This window comes from Microbacterium sp. SLBN-154, from assembly GCF_006715565.1.
GTDB lineage: Bacteria > Actinomycetota > Actinomycetes > Actinomycetales > Microbacteriaceae > Microbacterium.
In genome coordinates this window covers 1158615-1176116 of record NZ_VFNL01000001.1, presented here as the reverse complement: position 1 = coordinate 1176116, position 17502 = coordinate 1158615, and the positions used below count along the sequence as shown (strand labels likewise).

Here is a 17502-nt window from a genome sequence, read left to right as displayed (position 1 = left end):
CATGCGCATCCTGCACATCGATCTCGCCACCGCCGTCTCCCCTCTGGACGGCATCGGGGCGGTCGTGGCCACCCTGTGCGACGCGCAGCGTGCGGCCGGTCACGACGTCGACGTGCTCGATGCCACGTGGCGCGGGCGGGCGGGCCTTCCGGCCACGGCGATCAGTGTCATCCGCACTCTTCGCCGGCAGCGCCCGTCGGTCGTCCACCTGCATTCGGTGTACCGCCCGCTGCACGCCGTCGCGGCGGCGGCCTGTCGGATGACCGGGATTCCGTACGTCGTCTCGCCCCACTCCGGGCTCGCGCCGGCCGGGCGGGCGCGCGCCCGGGTACGCAAGGCGGTCTGGATCGCGCTCGTGGAGCGCACCGCGCTGCAGCACGCGGCCCGCGTGGTGTGCCTCTCCGCGATCGAGGAACGCGACGTCCGCACCCTGGTCGCGCGGGCACGGACCACCATCGTGCACAATCCCCTCCCCGCGCACCCCGGACACACCCCCCGGCACACCGGCAGCCGCTCCCTCACCCCGATCGCGGTGACCCTGACCCGCTTCGACGTGTATCAGAAGGGTCTTGATCGGACGGCAGCGCTCGCCCGCCACCTCCCCGAGATGCGTTTCGTGGTGCACGGCGACGTCGATCACAACGATCCGGATGGCGCGCGACGGCTCATCTCCGATGCCCCCGCCAATCTGAGATTCCTTGCTCCGGTCTTCGGCGACGACAAGCGTCGCCTGCTCGCCCGGGCCGACATCTACGTCCAGCTCTCCCGCTGGGAGGGCCAGTCGGTCGCGGTGATGGAGGCCATGGCGGCGGGAGTGCCCTGCGTGACGTCCGAGGCCGTGGCCGAGACCCTCGGCCCGGTCGGGCACGACCTCGTGCTCGCCGTCCCCGACGCGCCCGCAGCGGCGGCCGAGGCGGTGCGGGCTTTCCTGGCCGATCGGGAGCGGCGCCTGCGCCTGTCTCGGCACGGCGGAGCATGGGCGCGCGAAGCGACGGATCCCGTCGCGATCACAGGGCGGCTGGACGCCGTCTACACCGCCGCCGTCGGCGCGTCACGACGGCGACCTGCAACCGAAGGGGCGAGATGATGTCATCCGATATCGGCACGCGGAAGACCGGCTCACCTCTGCGTCGAGGTCGACTGCGCCGCATCCTCTCCACTGCGACCGCAGGAGCGCTGACCCTCGCCGGACTCGCCCTGGTGGGGACGCTTCCCTCGGCGACGGCTGCTCTCGGCGACCTGCCGCCCGGCTTCGTCGATGAGCCCGTCGTCTCCGGCCTCCCCTACCCCTCGGCGATCGCGTTCACCCCGCAGGACGACATGTTCATCGCCCTGAAAGGCGGAGTCGTGCGGGTGGCGGGTCCTGACGGGCTCGACCCCGAACCCTTCATCGACATCTCCGCGCGCGTGCACGACAACGACGACCGCGGTCTGCTCGGGCTCGCCATCCACCCCGACTTCCCCGCCGAGCCGTACGTGTACCTGCTCTACACCTACGACCCGCCCGGGGTCGTGCCCGACCAGGGGTGGCCGATCCCCGGGCGGGTGAGCCGCCTCGAGCGCTTCACCGCCGATGCGGCCGCCGGCTACACCCGCGCCGTTCCCGATTCGGGGGTCGTGCTGCTCGGCACCGCGAGCACCCGCGAGAACATCGGGAACGAGGATGACGGCCGCGACACCTCACGGGTGTCGTGCATGACCGGCGGCACACTCGGCGGCGAGCCGATCCGCGACTGCCTCGGGTCGGATGAGAACTCTCACACCATCGGCACTGTCGCCTTCGCCCCCGACGGCTCGCTGTTCGTCACCAACGGCGACGGCGCGAACTACAACGGCCCCGATCCGCGGGCGATCCTCGCGCAGAACCTCGACTCGCTCTCGGGCAAGGTGCTGCGTATCGATCCGGTCACCGGCGGGGGCCTCCCCGACAACCCCTACTTCCGCGCGGATGATCCGGGGGCGAACCGCTCGAAGGTGTGGTCATCGGGACTTCGGAATCCGTTCCGGATGGCCGTCCACCCCGAGACCGGCGCGGCCTGGGTCGGGGATGTCGGCTGGGGCACGTGGGAGGAGATCAACACCGGGAAAGGGGCGAACTTCGGCTGGCCCTGCTACGAGGGCGGGCTGGCCGCCGGGTCGGAGGGCTTGTCGACGGTGAGCCGTCGACAGGACACCTATGCCGCCACGACGAGTACCGCGGCAGCGTGCGACGCGGTGTACGACGAGGGGCTCGAGGCAGTGACCGCCCCTGTGTACACCTACGACCACTCCGAGGGCGGCGCGGCCGCGAACGCCGGGGCGTTCTACGAGGGCGAGGCGTATCCCGAGGCGTACCACGGCGCGCTGTTCATCGCCGACTACAACCGCCGGTGGATCCGTGCGGTGCACTTCGACGCCCAGGGGGCCGCGAACAACGTCTCGCAGTTCGGGGTCGACACCGGAGCCGGCTCCGGCCCGGTGCAGGTCGTCGCGGGGCCGGACACCAACATCTACTGGGTGAAGTACGCCAGCGCGGGCGGCGAAGTCCGTCGCATCCGATACGTGGATGCGGATGCGCCGCCGGTGGCGATCGCGACCGCCTCGACCACCTCCGGGGTCGCACCGCTGGAGGTTGCCTTCTCGTCCCGGCCGTCGTACGACGCCGGCGGTACGCCGCTGCGCGTCGCGTGGGACTTCGGCGACGGCTCCCCGGTGTCGACCGATCCCGAGCCGACGCATGTCTTCGCCGACCCCGGCGCCTACGACGTGCGCCTGACCGTCACGCAGGACCGGCCGGGCGGGCTGTCGTCGACCACGACCACGCGCGTGACCGCCGGCAATGACCCACCACTTGCGGAGGTGGATCCCCTCCTGCCGTCGCCATACGCGATCGGCGATGAGCTCGTGTTCCTTGGGCGCGCGTCGACACCCGACGGCCCGATGCCCACCACCGGGCACCGCTGGGAGGTGCGCCAGTGGCACAACCAGCACAGCCACTTCGGAACCCCCTCGTGGGCGATCGACCCGGCCGATCCGAACGCGACGACCGGGGTCGTGAGGGTCGACGAGCACGGTGACGACACCTTCTACGAGGTGTGCCTGACCGCTACCTCGCCCTCAGGACTCACCGACGTCAGCTGCGAAGCAGCGACGCCCGATCGCCTCCCCTACACCGTCGAGACCGAGCCGGCGGGGCTCGGGGTCATCTACGAAGACGAGGGTCTGCGCATCGACGGGCCCGCCACCATCCGTCCGATCCGCGGGTCGACCCAGACCCTGACCGCTCCCCTCGTGCAGGCGCGCCGCACCTTCGCCGGGTGGTCTGACGGCGTCGCCGAGTCCTCCCGGACGTTCGTCGCCGGCGAGGGCGCCTCGACCTTCCGCGCGGTGTACGAAAACCTTGCGCCGACCGTGGCGATCGAGCTTCCCGGCGTCGCGTCGGGTCCGGCACCGGTGACCGTCGAAGCGGTGGCCCGCGCGAGCGACCCCGAGGGCGACATCCTCACCTACGAGTGGTTCTTCGACGGCGTCCCCATCGGCACCGATGCGACGCTTGTGACCACCGTCACCCAGCCGGGCTCGCACACGCTCCGCGTCGTCGCCACCGACTCGCTCGGTGCGACAGGCCAAGCCGAGACGACGCTCGTCATCGATGAGCCCACCGGCGGCGGCGACGAGGTGTGGCTGTCGCAGCTGCCCCTGCGCGATGTGTCCAACGGCTGGGGACCGGTCGAGATCGACGCGACGAACGGAGAGGATGCCGCCGGCGACGGCGCGCCCATCGTGCTCGCCGGCATCGGGTACCCCTCCGGTCTCGGTGTGCACGCGGCTTCTTCGGTCACCGTCGATGTTCCGGAGGGCTGCACGAGGTTCGTCAGCGCCGTCGGCGTCGACGACACCGTCGGGACGAACGGATCGGTGACCTTCGAGGTGCGGGGCGCGCAGGGCGCGCTCGTCACCTCCGACATCCTCACCGGCGGGGGCGGGACGGGAACAGTGGACGTGGATGTCACCGCCGAGGCCTCCCTCACCCTCGTCGTCACCGACGCCGGCGACAACACCTGGTGGGACCACGCCGTCTGGGCGGGGGCGCGGTTCGTCTGCGACGGCGCCGAACCGACCCCGACCCCGACCCCGACGGTTTCCGAGACCGGGACTCCGACACCCAACCCGACTCCTCCGCCGGAGCCGACGGAGGTGTGGGTGTCGGAGCTCCCGCTCACCGATGCCGCCAACGGATGGGGACCGATCGAACTCGACACCACCAACGGCGAGGATGCGGCCGGAGACGGGGCGCCCATCGTCGTCGACGGCGTCGCGCACGAGCGCGGCCTGGGTGTCCACGCCGCCTCGACGGTCGCGGTCGCAGTGCCCGCAGGCTGCACCCGCTTCCGGTCCACCATCGGCGTCGACGACACCGTCGGGGTCAACGGGTCGGTCGTGTTCGAGGTGCTCGCCGACGGCGAGGCCCTTTACACCTCCACGGTGCTGACCGGTGCGGGCGGAGCCGCGCAGGTCGACCTCGACGTCGCCGACGCGGCATCCCTCTCTCTGCGCGTGGGAGACGCCGGCGACAACACGTGGTGGGACCACGCCGTCTGGGCGAGCGCGCGATTCTCCTGCCGGGGATCCGGCGGCGGTCCGACGCCGACGGCTTCCCCGACACCCACGGTCACGCCGACACCCACGGTCACGCCCACACCCACGGTCACGCCGACACCCACCCCCACCCCGACCGAGGGCGACGTGTGGGTGTCTGAGCTGCCGCTGCGCGACGAGACCAACGGGTGGGGGCCGGTCGAACTCGACACCACCAACGGAGAGGATGCCGCCGGCGACGGCGCGCCGATCACGCTCGGCGGAACCGCGTACGAATCCGGGCTCGGCGTGCATGCCGCGTCGGCGGTGACGATCGACGTGCCCGCCGGATGCACCCGACTGGTCAGTGCCATCGGCATCGACGACACCGTGGGCACGAACGGGTCGGTGGTCTTCACCGTCCGCGACGGAAGCGGAACGGCGCTGTTCACCTCCGACACGCTCGTGGGCGGTGCGCCGGGGGCGGCCGACGTGGACATCTCGGGCCACGACGCCCTCGTGCTCGAGGTCTCGGACGCCGGCGACAACACGTGGTGGGACCACGCGGTCTGGGCCGGGGCGCAGCTGCGATGCGGCGACGGATCGGGAACGCCCAGCCCGACACCCACGCCGACACCCACACCGACGGAGACACCCACACCCACACCCACACCGACCCCGACCGAAACGGAGACGCCGACACCGACACCGACACCGACACCGACGCCGACGCCGACCGGACCGTTCACCACAGCGGCATCCGTCCCGACCGGACCCTTCACCCACTCGGTGAGCGCAGCCGATCTCAACGGCGACGGCACCCTTGACGTCGCTGCCGCGGTGGCCGGGGCGAACGCCGTGACGGTGGCGTTCGGCAACGGTGACGGGTCCTTCGGCGGGGTGACGTCGTACCCGACGGGGGCGGGGACGTTCCCCAAGTACGTCGCCGTGTCCGATCTCGATGGTGACGGCATCGACGACCTCGTCACCGCGAATCAGGATTCGCCCGCGGGCGAAGATGTCACGGTCTTCCGCGGCACCGGGGGCGGCGGATTCTCGGCGGTCGGCACCTTCGAGGCGTGCGATCGCACCCACGAGGTCGAGGTCGCGGATGTGACGGGGGACGGGATCGGCGATGTGGTCGCCGCCTGCTGGGGCGGGGATGTGATGGCGGTGCTTCCGGGCGACGGAACGGGCGCCCTCGGCGCCCCGACGTTCTTCCCGGCGGGTAACGCCGGACACTCGCTCTCGGCGTCCGACTTCGACGGCGACGGCGATACGGATGTCGCCGTGGCCGCCTACGGATCCAACCGGGTGATGGTGCTCCTCGGCGACGGAGTCGGTGGATTCGCGCCGCCGACGGAGTACTGGTCGGGGCTCGGGCCGCACAACCTGCAGCTGGGTGACGTCACCGGCGACGGTGTCGACGATCTGGTCGTCACCGCCGAGCTCTCCGATGCGATCGGGGTGCTCCGCGGCCGCGGAGACGGCACCTTCGCGGAGACCGAGTTCCACGCCGTCGGGCCGCGCCCGAAGGCATCAGTCCTCGCCGACATGAACGGCGACGGCATCGTCGACATCGTCTCGGCCAACACCCACGGCAACTATCCGAGCGGCTCGACTCCCACCAGTGTGACGCTGCTGCGCGGAACCGGGGGCGGCGGCTTCGCCGCCGGGGAGTCCGTGCCGGTCTCGCTGACACCGTTCGCGGTGGCCGCGGGAGACCTCAACGGCGACGGCCGGCGCGACCTGCTGACGGCGAACTGGCACTCCGGAGACGTGGCGGTGCTTCTCGGCGTTCCCTGAGTCGGAGCCCGAGGTCGCGGGCGGGACTATAGTTGCGGCACGGTCGCGCGGCGGGTTCGGCGTCGCGGGCCGTGTCGAGGGGTCGGATGAGAGAGCTGAAGATCGCGATCAGACAGCTCGAGCGCGCACACCACCGCTCGCTCCGCTTCGCGCGGCGCGTCGAGGCACGCGATCCCGAGCTCGCCGCGCGAGCCCGCCGGGAAGCGGACGATCTCGCACGCGTGCTGTCGGAGTACCGCCTCCTCGCGAGACTCGAAGCCGCCCCGCCCGCCGACAGCGTGCCGGCCGAGTCGTCCCCCGCTTCCGCCGACCCCGCGGACGCCGTGCCGGGAGCCGCCGAGCCCGACCGCGACTCCTCGCGGTGACCGCAGATCAGAGCTTCCGCAGCAGCACGCTCTCCACGGCGTGCGAGGCCGCCTTCCGCAGCACGAGCGTCGCGCGATGCCGGGTGGGCAGCACGTTCGCCTCGAGGTTCGGCAGGTTGATGTCGTTCCAGTAGCCGAGCGCGGTGGTCACGGCTTCCTCGTCGCTCAGCTCGGCGAAGACGCGGAAGAACGAGTTCGGATCGCTGAACGCCGCGTGGCGGAGGGCGAGGAAGCGCTGCACGAACCATGACTCGATGTCTTCGGTCTCGGCATCGACGTAGATCGAGAAGTCGAACAGGTCGCTGACGGCCACGTCGTTCGGCGCCGGCGGAGGCTGCAGCACGTTCAACCCCTCGACGATCACGACGTCGGGGCGGCGCACCGTCACGTGCGCGTCGGGCACGATGTCGTACTTCACGTGCGAGTAGAACGGTGCGCGCGCCTCGACCGCCCCGCTCTTGACGTCGGTGAGGAACTCCACGAGCGCGCGCCGGTCGTACGACTCCGGGAAGCCCTTGCGGGCCATGAGCCCGCGGCGCTCCAGCTCGGCGTTGGGGTGGAGGAAGCCGTCGGTGGTGACGAGCTCCACGCGTGGCGTGCCGGGCCACCTGCTCACCAGTTCGCGCAGCAGGCGTGCGATCGTCGACTTCCCCACCGCGACCGACCCGGCGACGCCGATGACGAACGGTGTCGTGGTGTCGGCCTCGCCGAGGAAGGCGCTCGTCTCGGCGCCGAGGCGCTTGGTGGCCTGGGCGTAGAGCGACAGAAGCCGGGACAGCGGCAGGTACACCTCGGAGACCTCGGCGATGTCGAGCCGGTCGCCGAGCCCGCGCAGCTGCACGACCTCGGTCTCGGTGAGGGGCTGCGGGATCCCCGCAGCCATCCGCGCCCAGTCGTCGCGGGCGATCTCCCGGTACAGCGAGAGTGCCAGGTCGGTGGTCGCTTCGTCGAGAGACATGGCGCTCATCGTAACCACCGGCCGCCCCGATCCTCGGGCGCCGCGAGGTCGGCGGCGTCACAACTCCTCAGATTCTGCGGGCGTCGGCCGTGAATCCGGCCGGATCCGGCCCGGCGGCCCCGAATCTGAGGAGTTGCGCCGCGCTACCCGTCCCGAACTCCTGCAGAACCGGCCCTGCACCGCCGAAAACGACCCGTCCGGACGCCCCACGCCCCGGATCGCAGGAGTTCGGCACAGCGACCGCGCCACACCCGCCCGACACCCGTGCCCGCTAGCCTGAACCCGTGCGCCTCGGAGTCCTCGACATCGGCTCGAACACCGTCCACCTGCTCGTCGCCGATGTGCAGCCCGGCGGGCGCCCGCTCGGTACGACGAGCCGGCGCACGGTGCTGCGCCTCATGCGCTACCTCGCCCCCGACGGCTCGATCACCGAGGAGGGCGTGACCGCGCTCGTCGACGCCGTCGCCGAGGCACGCCAGGTCGCCGCTGACGAGAAGGTCGAGGAGCTCCTGGCCACCGCCACCTCCGCCGTGCGCGAGGCGACGAACGGTCCCGAGGTCATCGCGCGCCTGGAGTCCGCGCTCGGCGCGCCGCTGCAGGTGCTCGGCGGTGAGGCCGAGGCCCGCTACACCTTCCTCGCCGTCCGGCGCTGGTTCGGCTGGTCGGCCGGTCAGATCCTGCTGTTCGACATCGGCGGCGGTTCGCTCGAGATCGCGGCCGGGTCCGACGAACTGCCCGAGGCCGCGGCATCCGTCCCTCTGGGTGCCGGACGCATGACGGTGCAGTTCATGCCCGACGACCCGCCCGGCGAGGATGCCGTCGAGCGCCTGCGCGCCCATGCGAAGGCGACCCTCGAGCCGGTGATCGGCCGCTTCCGCTCCCTCGACAGACCCGATCACGTGGTGGGGTCGTCCAAGGCGATCCGCTCGCTGGCGAAGCTCGCCGGCTACCCCTCCCCGGGCTGGACCGGGAGCGAACGGATGCTGCTCCCCCGCGCCGCACTGGCGTCGTGGATCCCACGGCTCGCCCGCATCCCCGCAACCGCGCGCCAGGAGCTCCCCGGCATCACTGCCGACCGCACCTTCCAGATTGTCGCGGCCGCCGTGGTGCTCGACACCGCGATGACGATGTTGAAGATCGATGAGCTCGAGATCTCGCCCTGGGCCCTCCGCGAGGGCGTGCTGCTGCGCTACATCGAGTCGCTGTCGTGGAGCACGGCGCCCTCCGGCGCCGGCGTCTGACGCTCAGCCGCAGTTGGCCAGGTCGGTCTCGGCCAGCGGCTCCCCCTCGGGAATCACGTACGTCACCCACAGCACGACGGGGATATCGCCCTCGTTCACACCCTGGTGCACGTACTCGGCGCCCTCGATGATCGCCTCGCCGGCTTCATAGACGCGCACACCGTCGGGGTGGGTGGGGGCGTAGTGGGTGAGCGCGCCCTCCTTGACCACCGCGATCAGCTGGCCGGCGTGACAGTGTTCGCCCGTGCCGGCGCCCGGCTGCAGGGTGATCTCGCGGAACGTCACCCCCACCCCTTCCGCGCCCGGTGCGACGGCCACCTGCACCGGTTCGTCGATCTCTCCGGCGGCGATGTCGGTCGCCGAGACGGAGGGGACGACGGATGCCTCGGGCGAGACCTCCACCGACAGGGTCGGTGTGTCGACCGCGACCGAGGTGGTGGCGGCCTCGGCGGCGCAGCCGCCGAGGAGGAGGGAAAGGGCGGCGACGGTCATCGCGAGGACAGCGTGGCGGGGGGAGGCGTGTCGGGTCACCTTCCGAACGTAGCGCCCCGCGCGCTCGCATCGTAGGGTGGGCCGGACGAAGACGGACGGCGCGGGCGTGGGGCCCGGCGGCAACTGGGGGAGAACGGGTCATGGCTGACTCTGCGATGGTCGATGTCCGGCGTGACCTGTCGGGACGCAGGACAAGGCTTCTGGCGGCGCTCGTCGGTGTGACGGGGCTGATCTTCGCCGCCGTCCTTCCCGCGGGCTCTGCCACGGCCGCCACCGCGGCCGACACCTTCGACTGCGACTTCAGCTCCGGCGCGTGCCTGGTGACGGGGACCCCGGGCGAAGAACACGTCGTCGCCGTCCCGACGGGGACCAGCCGCATGACCGTGGTGCTCGTGGGTGGGCGCGGTGGGTCCAGTTCCGACGGCATCCCGGGCGGACAGGGCGGCATGACCGTCGTGACCTTCCCCGTGAGCGAGGGCGACCTGCTGGGGATCGAGCTCGGCGGCGGAGGCAGCGGTGCCACTCCAGGCACAGGCTTCAGCGACGGCGGACGCGGTGGCGGCGCTGACGCGGTGGTCGACGGCACCCCGACCGGCGGCGCGGGCGGCGGATCGTCGGCGCTCTACGACGCCGGATCGTCTGATCTCATCGCCGTCGCGGGCGGTGGCGGCGGTGGCGGCGGCTCGAGCGTCGGCCTGGCTGACGCGGGGGGCGCGGGCGGCGCCGGCGGCAACCCGGCGAAGGACGGGTACACCGCCGACGCCAGCGATGGCCCCAACGGCGCCCCCGGTGGGGGTGCGGGTGAGTCGGACACGAATGACGGCAAGGAGCGCAGCGCGCTCGGGCCGCTCCCGACGTCCGGCGGCGGAGGCGGCGGCTACGCCACCGACGGACGCGGGGGCGGAGGATCCGGAAGCGTCGGCGCACCCGACGGCGATGAAGACTATCCCGCCGCCGGCGGCGGCGCAGGTGGCACCTCGTACGCGAGCTCGGTGGCGACGACGGCCGCCTTCACCTCGTCGGGACCGTGGAACGACGCCGGGAACGGCATCGCGATCGTCATCCCGAACGGCGAGGCGACCGTCTTCGGATGCCACGGCTCGACCCAGGACCTCGACATCCCCGAGGGCGGGACGGGCGCGTTCGCGATCGCGGGCGGCGCGAGCGGCGAATCGACCGAGGACGGTGGAGACGGTGGCAGCGGGGCTGTCGTGACCGGCCGGTTCGATGCGGCCGCCGGCACGCAGCTGCAGATCGTGACCGGATGCGGCGGCGCGAACGGTGGGTACGGTTGGGCCTCCGGCGGGCGCGGCGGCGAGCACGGCACAGCCTCCGATGACGGGGGAACCGGCGGCGGCTCGACGGCTGTGCTCATCACCGGCGAAGGCGAGCCGCGCGTCGGCGCCGGCGGTGGCGGCGGAGCGGGCGGTCCGATCTTCGACGGAATCTGCACGTGCCCGGGCGGCGACGGCGGTGACGGCATCGACACCCTCGTACCGGGCGGGATCGGTGCCGCCGGAGCGGGCGGGGTCGGTGGCGGTGACTTCGGCGGCAAGGGCGGCCCGGGCGGCAACGCCAACGGCGCCGGCGGCGACAGCGGCGAGAATCACAAAGACGGCGCGGCGGGCGGCGGCGGCGGTGGCGGCATCCTGAACGGGGGCAGCTTCGGCCGTGCCGGCGGACTCTCCTCGGCAGGCGGTGGCGGCGGCGCGGGCTCGTCGAACGTCGACAGCGCCACGACCCTCGTGTCTGCGGGCAACCTCGACCCGCGGTACGACACCGACGGGCTCGCGATCGTCATCCCCGTCTTCGGGGTCGCCGACGACCTCGAAGAGCCGCCCGCACCGGTCGCGCCGGTGGATCCGGGCACCAGCGGTGACTCGGCGTCTTCCGGAGATTCGGACGGCACGGCCCGCCTCGCCGACAGCGGTGGCGGCGGTGCTGCACTCCTCGGCATCGGCGCTGCGGCGACGCTCATCGCCGCGGGCATCGGCCTTCGGCTGCGACGGCGCACCGCCGCGTCATCCTGATCCGATTCGCGCTCAGCGCTCGTCTTCGTCGACGGCAGCCCGCGCCCCCACCGCTCGCATCACCCCGTACAACGCCAGCCCGACCGCCAGCGCGATGGCGCCGAAGAGCCACACCCGGGCGCTCTGCTGGGTGAGGAGCAGGATGCACGAGAGCACCCCGGCGACGGGGACCCACGTCCACACGCGGAAGTGACGGTGCTCCACCCGGTCTCGGCGCAGCACGAGCACGGCGACGTTAGTCGAGATGAACACGATGAGGAGCAGCAGCACCACCGTCTCGGCGAGCGTGGCGAGATCGCCGAGCAGGGTGAGCATCGCGGCGATCGCCGCCGTGACGACGATGGCGACCCACGGGGTCTTCCGTCCGGGCAGCACGCGCGCGAGCGCGCGGGGCAGCAGGCTGCGGTCGGCCATCCCGTACGCGAGACGACTCGACATGATCGAGGTCAGAAGCGCCCCGTTGGCGATGGCGATGAGCGCGATGATGCTGAAGATCACGGCCGGGAGCGGCACGCCCGTCGCCTCGAACACCGCCAGCAGCGGACCGGATGACGCGGCGAGCTCGTCCGCAGGAAGCGCAGCGGCACTCGCCATCGCCACGAGCACGTAGACGATGCCGGCGACGGCGAGCGAGCCGAGGAGGGCGATCGGGTACGACCGCGACGGATTCTTCAGCTCTTCGGCGACGTTCGCCGACGTCTCGAATCCGACGAAGGAGTAGTAAGCGATGATCGCCGCAGCGAGGGTCGCGAGCGCCGGGTTCACGCCGGCCGGGAACTCGCCGATGCGCGAGAGGTCGCCTCCCCCGCCGCCGAGCATGAGGCCGACGGCGACGACGATGAGCACGAGCCCCGACACCTCGATGATCGTCATCACAATGTTCCCGGTCATCGACTCGCGGATGCCCCACATGTTCACCAGCGCCAGCACCGCGATGAGACCGATCGCGGCGACCGGCGGCGCGATCGGCACGAATGCCGAGAGGTAGTCGCCGGCGAAGGCGAGTGACAGGCCTGCGACGCTCACGACGCCGGCGGCCAGCATGCTGAAGCCGACGAGGAACGACACCACGGGCTTCTTGTAGGCCTTTTCGGCGAAGTAGGCCGACCCGCCCGCGCGCGGGTACTTGGTGACGAGCTCGGCGTACGACCCCGCGGTCAGGAGGGCGAGCCCGAGGGCGACCGCCAGCGGAATCCACGTGGCGCCGCCCACCTCGAGGGCGAGCACGCCCATCAGCGCGTAGATGCCTGCGCCCAGCACGTCGCCGAGCACGAACAGGAACAGCATCGGACCGGTGATGGCGCGGCGCAGCTTCGACCCCTCCTGCGCAGGCATCATGGTTTTCGCGGAGGCAGGGGACGTTGAGGCGGTGTCGTCGGAGGGCATCCGCACACCGTACGGAAGAGCGGATGCCGGGCGCCCGCCCCTTGACAAGTGCCCCGTCGCTCCCCGCTGCCCGCCGTGCCCTCCTCGCCCGGCGAGCCACCGCGATCGCGTCGAGCCACCTTGCCGGGGACGGCGCCTCGACGCAGACGCGGTGGTTCGGCGGGGATGGGTGGGCACGTGGTCGGCGCACGCGACGCGTGGCGGTCGGCGCGCGCTAAAGCGCCAGACGCTCCCGCACGACGTCGGCGAGCTGTTCGGCGTGGCGTCGCGCGGTCACCTCGTCGGCGGCCTCGACCATCACGCGCACGAGCTGCTCGGTGCCGCTCGGGCGCAAGAGCACGCGGCCCGAGTCGCCGAGTTCGGCGGCCACCGCGGCCACGGCCGCCTGCACGCCCTCGTCGTCCGCGGCGCGCGAACGGTCGACATCCTTCACGTTCACGAGGATCTGCGGGTAGACCGTCATGATCGACGCGAGCTCGGCGAGGGACTTCCCCGTCCGGGCCATCTCCGACACCAGCTGCAGGCCGGTGAGGAGACCGTCGCCGGTCGTGGCGAAACGGCTCATGATGACGTGGCCCGACTGCTCTCCGCCGAGCGAGTAGCCGCCCTCGTTCATCGCCTCCAGCACGTAGCGATCGCCGACGGCGGTCTGAAGCACGCGGATGCCGTGGTCGGCCATCGCGCGGTGCAGGCCGAGGTTGCTCATCACGGTCGCGACGAGCGTGTCACGCGCGAGCGCGCCGCGCTGCTTCATCGCCACGGCGAGGATCGCCATGATCTGGTCGCCGTCGATGACGTTGCCCTCGGCGTCGACGGCGAGACAGCGGTCGGCGTCGCCGTCGTGCGCGATGCCGAGGTCGGCTCCGGCGTCGCGGACGGCCGCAGCCAGCTGCGACAGGTGGGTCGAGCCCACCCCGTCGTTGATGTTGAGTCCGTCGGGGTCGGCACCGATGACGGTGACACGGGCCCCGGCGTCGCGGAACGTCTCGGGCGAGACCCCCGAGGCCGCGCCGTGCGCGCAGTCGAGCACGACGTGGATGCCGTCGAGCCGGTTCTCGAGCGAGCCCAGGAGGTGCACCACGTAGCGGTCCTCGGCGTCGGCGAACCGGCGGATCCGGCCGACGCCGGCGCCGGTCGGCTGAAGCTTGTCCCACTCCATGGCCGACTCGATGCGCTGCTCGACGACGTCGGGCAGCTTCACGCCGCCACGGGCGAAGATCTTGATGCCGTTGTCGGGCGCGGGGTTGTGCGACGCCGAGACCATCACGCCGAAGTCGGCGTCGATGTCGGCGATGAGGAACGCCGCGGCGGGCGTGGGCAGCACACCGGCATCGAACACGTCGACTCCGGATGACGCGAGCCCGGCCTGAACGGCCGCGGAGAGGAACTCTCCCGAGACGCGCGGGTCGCGGGCGACCACGGCGGAAAGACGCTTGCCGGCGGCGCGACGCGCCTCGGCGGTACGGCCCTGGCCCAGGACGACCGCGGTCGCCTGGGCCAGGGTGAGTGCGAGATCGGCGGTGAGGGGGCCGTTGGCCAGCCCCCGCACCCCATCCGTGCCAAAGAGCGGCATACGGGTGGAGGTTTCCGCGATCAGCGCTTGGAGTACTGCGGAGCCTTGCGGGCCTTCTTCAGACCCGCCTTCTTGCGCTCGATGACGCGGGCGTCGCGCGAGAGGAAGCCGGCCTTCTTCAGGGTCGGGCGGTTGTTCTCGGCGTCGATCTCGTTGAGCGCACGAGCGATGCCGAGGCGCAGCGCGCCGGCCTGGCCCGAGGGGCCGCCACCCGAGATGCGGACGATGACGTCGTACGCGCCGGTGAGGTTCAGCACCGTGAAGGGGTCGGTGATCAGCTGCTGGTGGAGCTTGTTCGGGAAGTAGTCCTCGAACGTGCGGCCGTTGACCGTGATGGTGCCGGAGCCCGGGATGAGGCGCACGCGGGCGATGGCCTGCTTGCGGCGGCCCACGGCCGAGCCGGGGACCGAGAGCACGGGGCGCTCGACGGCTGCGGCGTCGGTGTCGACCGGGGTCTCGGTCGAGAAGTTGGAGTCGGTGTCGATGGAGTCGGAGATCTTCGCCACGAGTCTGTCCTTAATGTGTGCGGCGCTTACTGGGCGACCTGGTCGAAGGTGTACGTCTTGGGCTGCTGCGCGGCGTGCGGGTGCTCGGCACCGGTGTACACCTTGAGCTTGGACAGCTGGGCACGGCCGAGGCTGTTCTTGGGGAGCATGCCGCGAACGGCCTTCTCCACCGCGCGGACCGGGTTCTTCTCGAGAAGCTCGGTGTAGGTGACGGCCTTCAGACCGCCCGGGTAACCCGAGTGACGGTAGGCCATCTTCTGCTCGCGCTTGTTGCCCGTGAGGGCGACCTTGTCGGCGTTGACGATGATGACGAAGTCACCGGAGTCGAGGTGGTTGGCGAAGCTCGCCTTGTGCTTTCCACGCAGGAGCGCGGCGGCGTGCGAGGCGAGGCGGCCGAGAACGACGTCAGTGGCGTCGATGACCAGCCAGTCGCGCTGGATCTCGCCAGCCTTGGGAGTGAAAGTACGCGTCACAGTAGTGCTGCTTTCTTGATCGAACGGAGTGGTTCGTGAATCCCGCTCCGGTGGTCGTTATCCCGACGGATGCCGGGGGAAACAGGCCGGTGGAGGGCTCACGTTCGCGGTGCGCTGCCAGCAGACTTCGCACCAAAGGGTTAGCTTACGTCATCCGCACCCCACGGCCAAACCCGCCTCCCCCACCCCGCCCGCGAGGGTGCACTCCCCACCGGCGAGGGTGCACTCCACCCCCGCGAGGGTGCACTTCCCTCCCGCGAGGGTGCACTCGTCAGTTCTCGCTGCGAGCGAGGTGGGCGTCGTCGTCATCGGCCGGCTCCGCGGCATCCGATTTCTCCACCCCGTTCTCGGAAACCTCGCCGGTCGAGACGGGACGGCCGGTGAGACGGGACGAGACGCGCCGCAGCCACGACGGCTCGTGGACGACGCCCGCCGAGGAGGGCTCCTCGACCTCGAGGCCGTAGTACTCGCCGATCTGGTCGACGAACTGCGCGCGCGCTGCGCGCTCGTACGCCCGCCGCTCGCGACTGAAGGCGACGACGGTCGACCAGCACATCATGAGCATCACGACACTGAAGGGGAGCGCGATGATGATCGCCGCGGTCTGGAGGGCCTGCAGGCCTCCGGTCACGAGCAGCGCGCCCGCGAGGACGGCGGTGGTGAGGGTGAAGAACACCCGCACCCAGCGCTTCGGGTTGATGTCGCCGCCGGTGGCGATCATGCCCATGACGAGGGCTCCGGAGTCGGCCGAGGTCACGAAGAAGATCGTGATGAGCAGCAGCACACCGGCCGTGAGCACCGGGGTGCCGGGAAGGAACTGCAGCAGCTGGAACAGCGCGGTGTTGACATCGACCGAGCCGTCGGCCCCGGTGAGCGATCCCGGCTGAGTGAGTTCGAGGTAGATCGCCGACCCGCCGAGGACGGCGAACCACAGCAGCGTCACGAGCGTCGGCACGATGATGACGCCCATCACGAACTGACGCACGGTTCGGCCTCGCGAGATGCGGGCGATGAAGATGCCGACGAACGGCGCCCAGGCGATCCACCAGCCCCAGTAGAAGGAGGTCCAGCTGGCCTGCCATGACTCGCCCGCCTCGCCCTGGAAGGCGGTGACGTTGAACGACAGTCCGACGAAGTTCTGGATGTAGTTGCCGATCGACTGCACCCACTCGCGCAGCAGGAACTCGGTCTGCCCGAAGACGAGCAGATAGAGAACGAGGATGCCGGCGAGGATGAGGTTGAACGACGACAGCCACTTCATGCCCCGGGTGACGCCCGAGAGCACCGAGATGAGCACGAGCACCGAGATGACGCCGATGATGGCGAGCTGGATCGGCTCACTCGGCTCGATCAGGCCGGCGAAGTCGAGGCCGGCGGAGATCTGCAGCACACCGAGGCCGAGCGAGGTGGCGACCCCGAAGAGGGTGCCGACGAGCGCGATGGCGTCGATGGCGTTCCCCCAGCCGCCGCGGACCCGGTCGCCGAGAAGCGGTTCGAGGGCCCATCGGATGGAGATCGGACGCCTGCGGCGGTGGATCGCATAGGCGAGGCTCAGCCCGACGATCACGTAGATCGACCAGGCCTGCACGCCCCAGTGGAGATAGGTCTGGCTGAGCGCCGCCTGCGCGAGCTGTTCGGGGGTGCCGGCGACGCCGGGCCGGGGTGAGACGAAGTGGCTGAGGGGTTCGCTCACCCCGTAGAACACCAGCCCGATGCCCATTCCGGCGGCGAAGAGAAGCGAGAACCAGGCGCCGAGGGAGAACTCCGGCTTGTCATCGTCGCGACCGAGGCGGATGTCGCCGAATCGGCTGAATCCGAGGAACAGCGCGAACGCGACGAAGAAGGCCGCGATCAGCACGTAGTACCAGTTGAAGGCGTTGACGATGCTCGTCTGGATGGCGCCGAACGACGCCTCCGCGAGGTCGGGGGCGAGGAGCGCGAAGGCGCTGAAGGCCAGGGCGATCGTCGCGGCAGGCCAGAAGACCCATCGTTTGATGGTCGAGTGCCGGGCGGGGTCGGCCGTCATGGCCTTTCGGGTGTCAGCCATCCGTCCAGGCTAGCCAGGGCGACACGCCGGCCGCCACTCGAGCGGGTGCGCGGGGCGTGGCCGAACGT

12 protein-coding genes are annotated in these 17502 nt (G+C 71.2%); 5 read left to right on the top strand and 7 right to left on the bottom strand.

Translation table 11 applies throughout. The features are described 5' to 3' along the window. Window position 1: 1 nt before the first annotated feature. The 3 genes from FBY40_RS05865 to FBY40_RS05855 all read left to right on the top strand — a co-directional run bounded on the left by FBY40_RS05865 (window position 2) and on the right by FBY40_RS05855 (window position 6728). Window positions 2-1087 (top strand): glycosyltransferase, encoded by a 1086-nt coding sequence (locus FBY40_RS05865; protein WP_141937152.1) that lies wholly within the window; start codon window positions 2-4, stop codon window positions 1085-1087. Then, window positions 1084-6363, top strand: a complete 5280-nt coding sequence (locus tag FBY40_RS05860; RefSeq protein ID WP_160141362.1) for an NPCBM/NEW2 domain-containing protein — start codon at window positions 1084-1086, stop codon at window positions 6361-6363. Before FBY40_RS05865 ends, FBY40_RS05860 begins: the two co-directional genes overlap by 4 nt. Window positions 6364-6449: 86 nt before the next feature. After that, complete coding sequence (locus FBY40_RS05855; protein ID WP_141937148.1) at window positions 6450-6728, top strand: hypothetical protein; 279 nt, start codon at window positions 6450-6452, stop codon at window positions 6726-6728. Window positions 6729-6735: 7 nt separating this feature from the next. On the opposite strand, the gene coaA is transcribed toward FBY40_RS05855, so the two are convergent. Then, complete coding sequence (gene coaA, locus FBY40_RS05850) at window positions 6736-7686, bottom strand: type I pantothenate kinase (RefSeq protein ID WP_141937146.1); 951 nt, start codon at window positions 7684-7686, stop codon at window positions 6736-6738. A gap of 284 nt (window positions 7687-7970) precedes the next feature. Between coaA and FBY40_RS05845 the strand changes: the two genes are divergently transcribed. Further along, on the top strand, window positions 7971-8927 hold the full coding sequence (locus tag FBY40_RS05845) for a Ppx/GppA phosphatase family protein (RefSeq protein ID WP_141937144.1): 957 nt from the start codon (window positions 7971-7973) through the stop codon (window positions 8925-8927). Window positions 8928-8930: 3 nt separating this feature from the next. Here FBY40_RS05845 and FBY40_RS05840 read toward each other — a convergent pair whose 3' ends face one another. Further along, entirely contained in the window at window positions 8931-9458 is a 528-nt protein-coding gene (locus FBY40_RS05840) for a cupin domain-containing protein (protein ID WP_141937142.1), read from the bottom strand. Window positions 9459-9559: 101 nt separating this feature from the next. Here FBY40_RS05840 and FBY40_RS05835 point away from each other — a divergent pair, with 101 nt between their 5' ends. Continuing rightward, entirely contained in the window at window positions 9560-11449 is a 1890-nt protein-coding gene (locus FBY40_RS05835; protein ID WP_141937140.1) for a hypothetical protein, read from the top strand. Window positions 11450-11461: 12 nt separating this feature from the next. Here the strand turns inward: FBY40_RS05835 and FBY40_RS05830 are convergent, their stop codons facing one another. The 5 genes from FBY40_RS05830 to FBY40_RS05810 form a co-directional block, all read right to left on the bottom strand. Further along, window positions 11462-12835: an APC family permease gene (locus FBY40_RS05830; protein WP_442922854.1), complete on the bottom strand. Its 1374-nt coding sequence runs from the start codon at window positions 12833-12835 to the stop codon at window positions 11462-11464. A gap of 214 nt (window positions 12836-13049) precedes the next feature. Beyond that, entirely contained in the window at window positions 13050-14408 is a 1359-nt protein-coding gene (glmM, locus tag FBY40_RS05825; RefSeq protein WP_141937138.1) for a phosphoglucosamine mutase, read from the bottom strand. Between the two features lie 20 nt (window positions 14409-14428). Continuing rightward, entirely contained in the window at window positions 14429-14914 is a 486-nt protein-coding gene (gene rpsI, locus FBY40_RS05820; protein WP_124294220.1) for a 30S ribosomal protein S9, read from the bottom strand. Window positions 14915-14940: 26 nt separating this feature from the next. Beyond that, window positions 14941-15387 (bottom strand): 50S ribosomal protein L13, encoded by a 447-nt coding sequence (gene rplM, locus FBY40_RS05815; RefSeq protein WP_124294221.1) that lies wholly within the window; start codon window positions 15385-15387, stop codon window positions 14941-14943. Between the two features lie 271 nt (window positions 15388-15658). Beyond that, window positions 15659-17434, bottom strand: a complete 1776-nt coding sequence (locus FBY40_RS05810) for a BCCT family transporter (RefSeq protein WP_141937136.1) — start codon at window positions 17432-17434, stop codon at window positions 15659-15661. Window positions 17435-17502 lie beyond the last annotated feature (68 nt).

Excerpts from the sequence above, each read along its gene's own strand:
- FBY40_RS05865 (WP_141937152.1), top strand. The coding sequence starts at position 2 with ATGCGCATCCTGCACATCGATCTCGCCACCGCCGTCTCCCCTCTGGAC.
- FBY40_RS05860 (WP_160141362.1), top strand. The coding sequence starts at position 1,084 with ATGATGTCATCCGATATCGGCACGCGGAAGACCGGCTCACCTCTGCGT.
- FBY40_RS05855 (WP_141937148.1), top strand. The coding sequence starts at position 6,450 with ATGAGAGAGCTGAAGATCGCGATCAGACAGCTCGAGCGCGCACACCAC.
- coaA (WP_141937146.1), bottom strand. The coding sequence starts at position 7,686 with ATGTCTCTCGACGAAGCGACCACCGACCTGGCACTCTCGCTGTACCGG.
- FBY40_RS05835 (WP_141937140.1), top strand. The coding sequence starts at position 9,560 with ATGGCTGACTCTGCGATGGTCGATGTCCGGCGTGACCTGTCGGGACGC.
- FBY40_RS05830 (WP_442922854.1), bottom strand. The coding sequence starts at position 12,835 with ATGCCCTCCGACGACACCGCCTCAACGTCCCCTGCCTCCGCGAAAACC.
- glmM (WP_141937138.1), bottom strand. The coding sequence starts at position 14,408 with ATGCCGCTCTTTGGCACGGATGGGGTGCGGGGGCTGGCCAACGGCCCC.
- FBY40_RS05810 (WP_141937136.1), bottom strand. The coding sequence starts at position 17,434 with ATGGCTGACACCCGAAAGGCCATGACGGCCGACCCCGCCCGGCACTCG.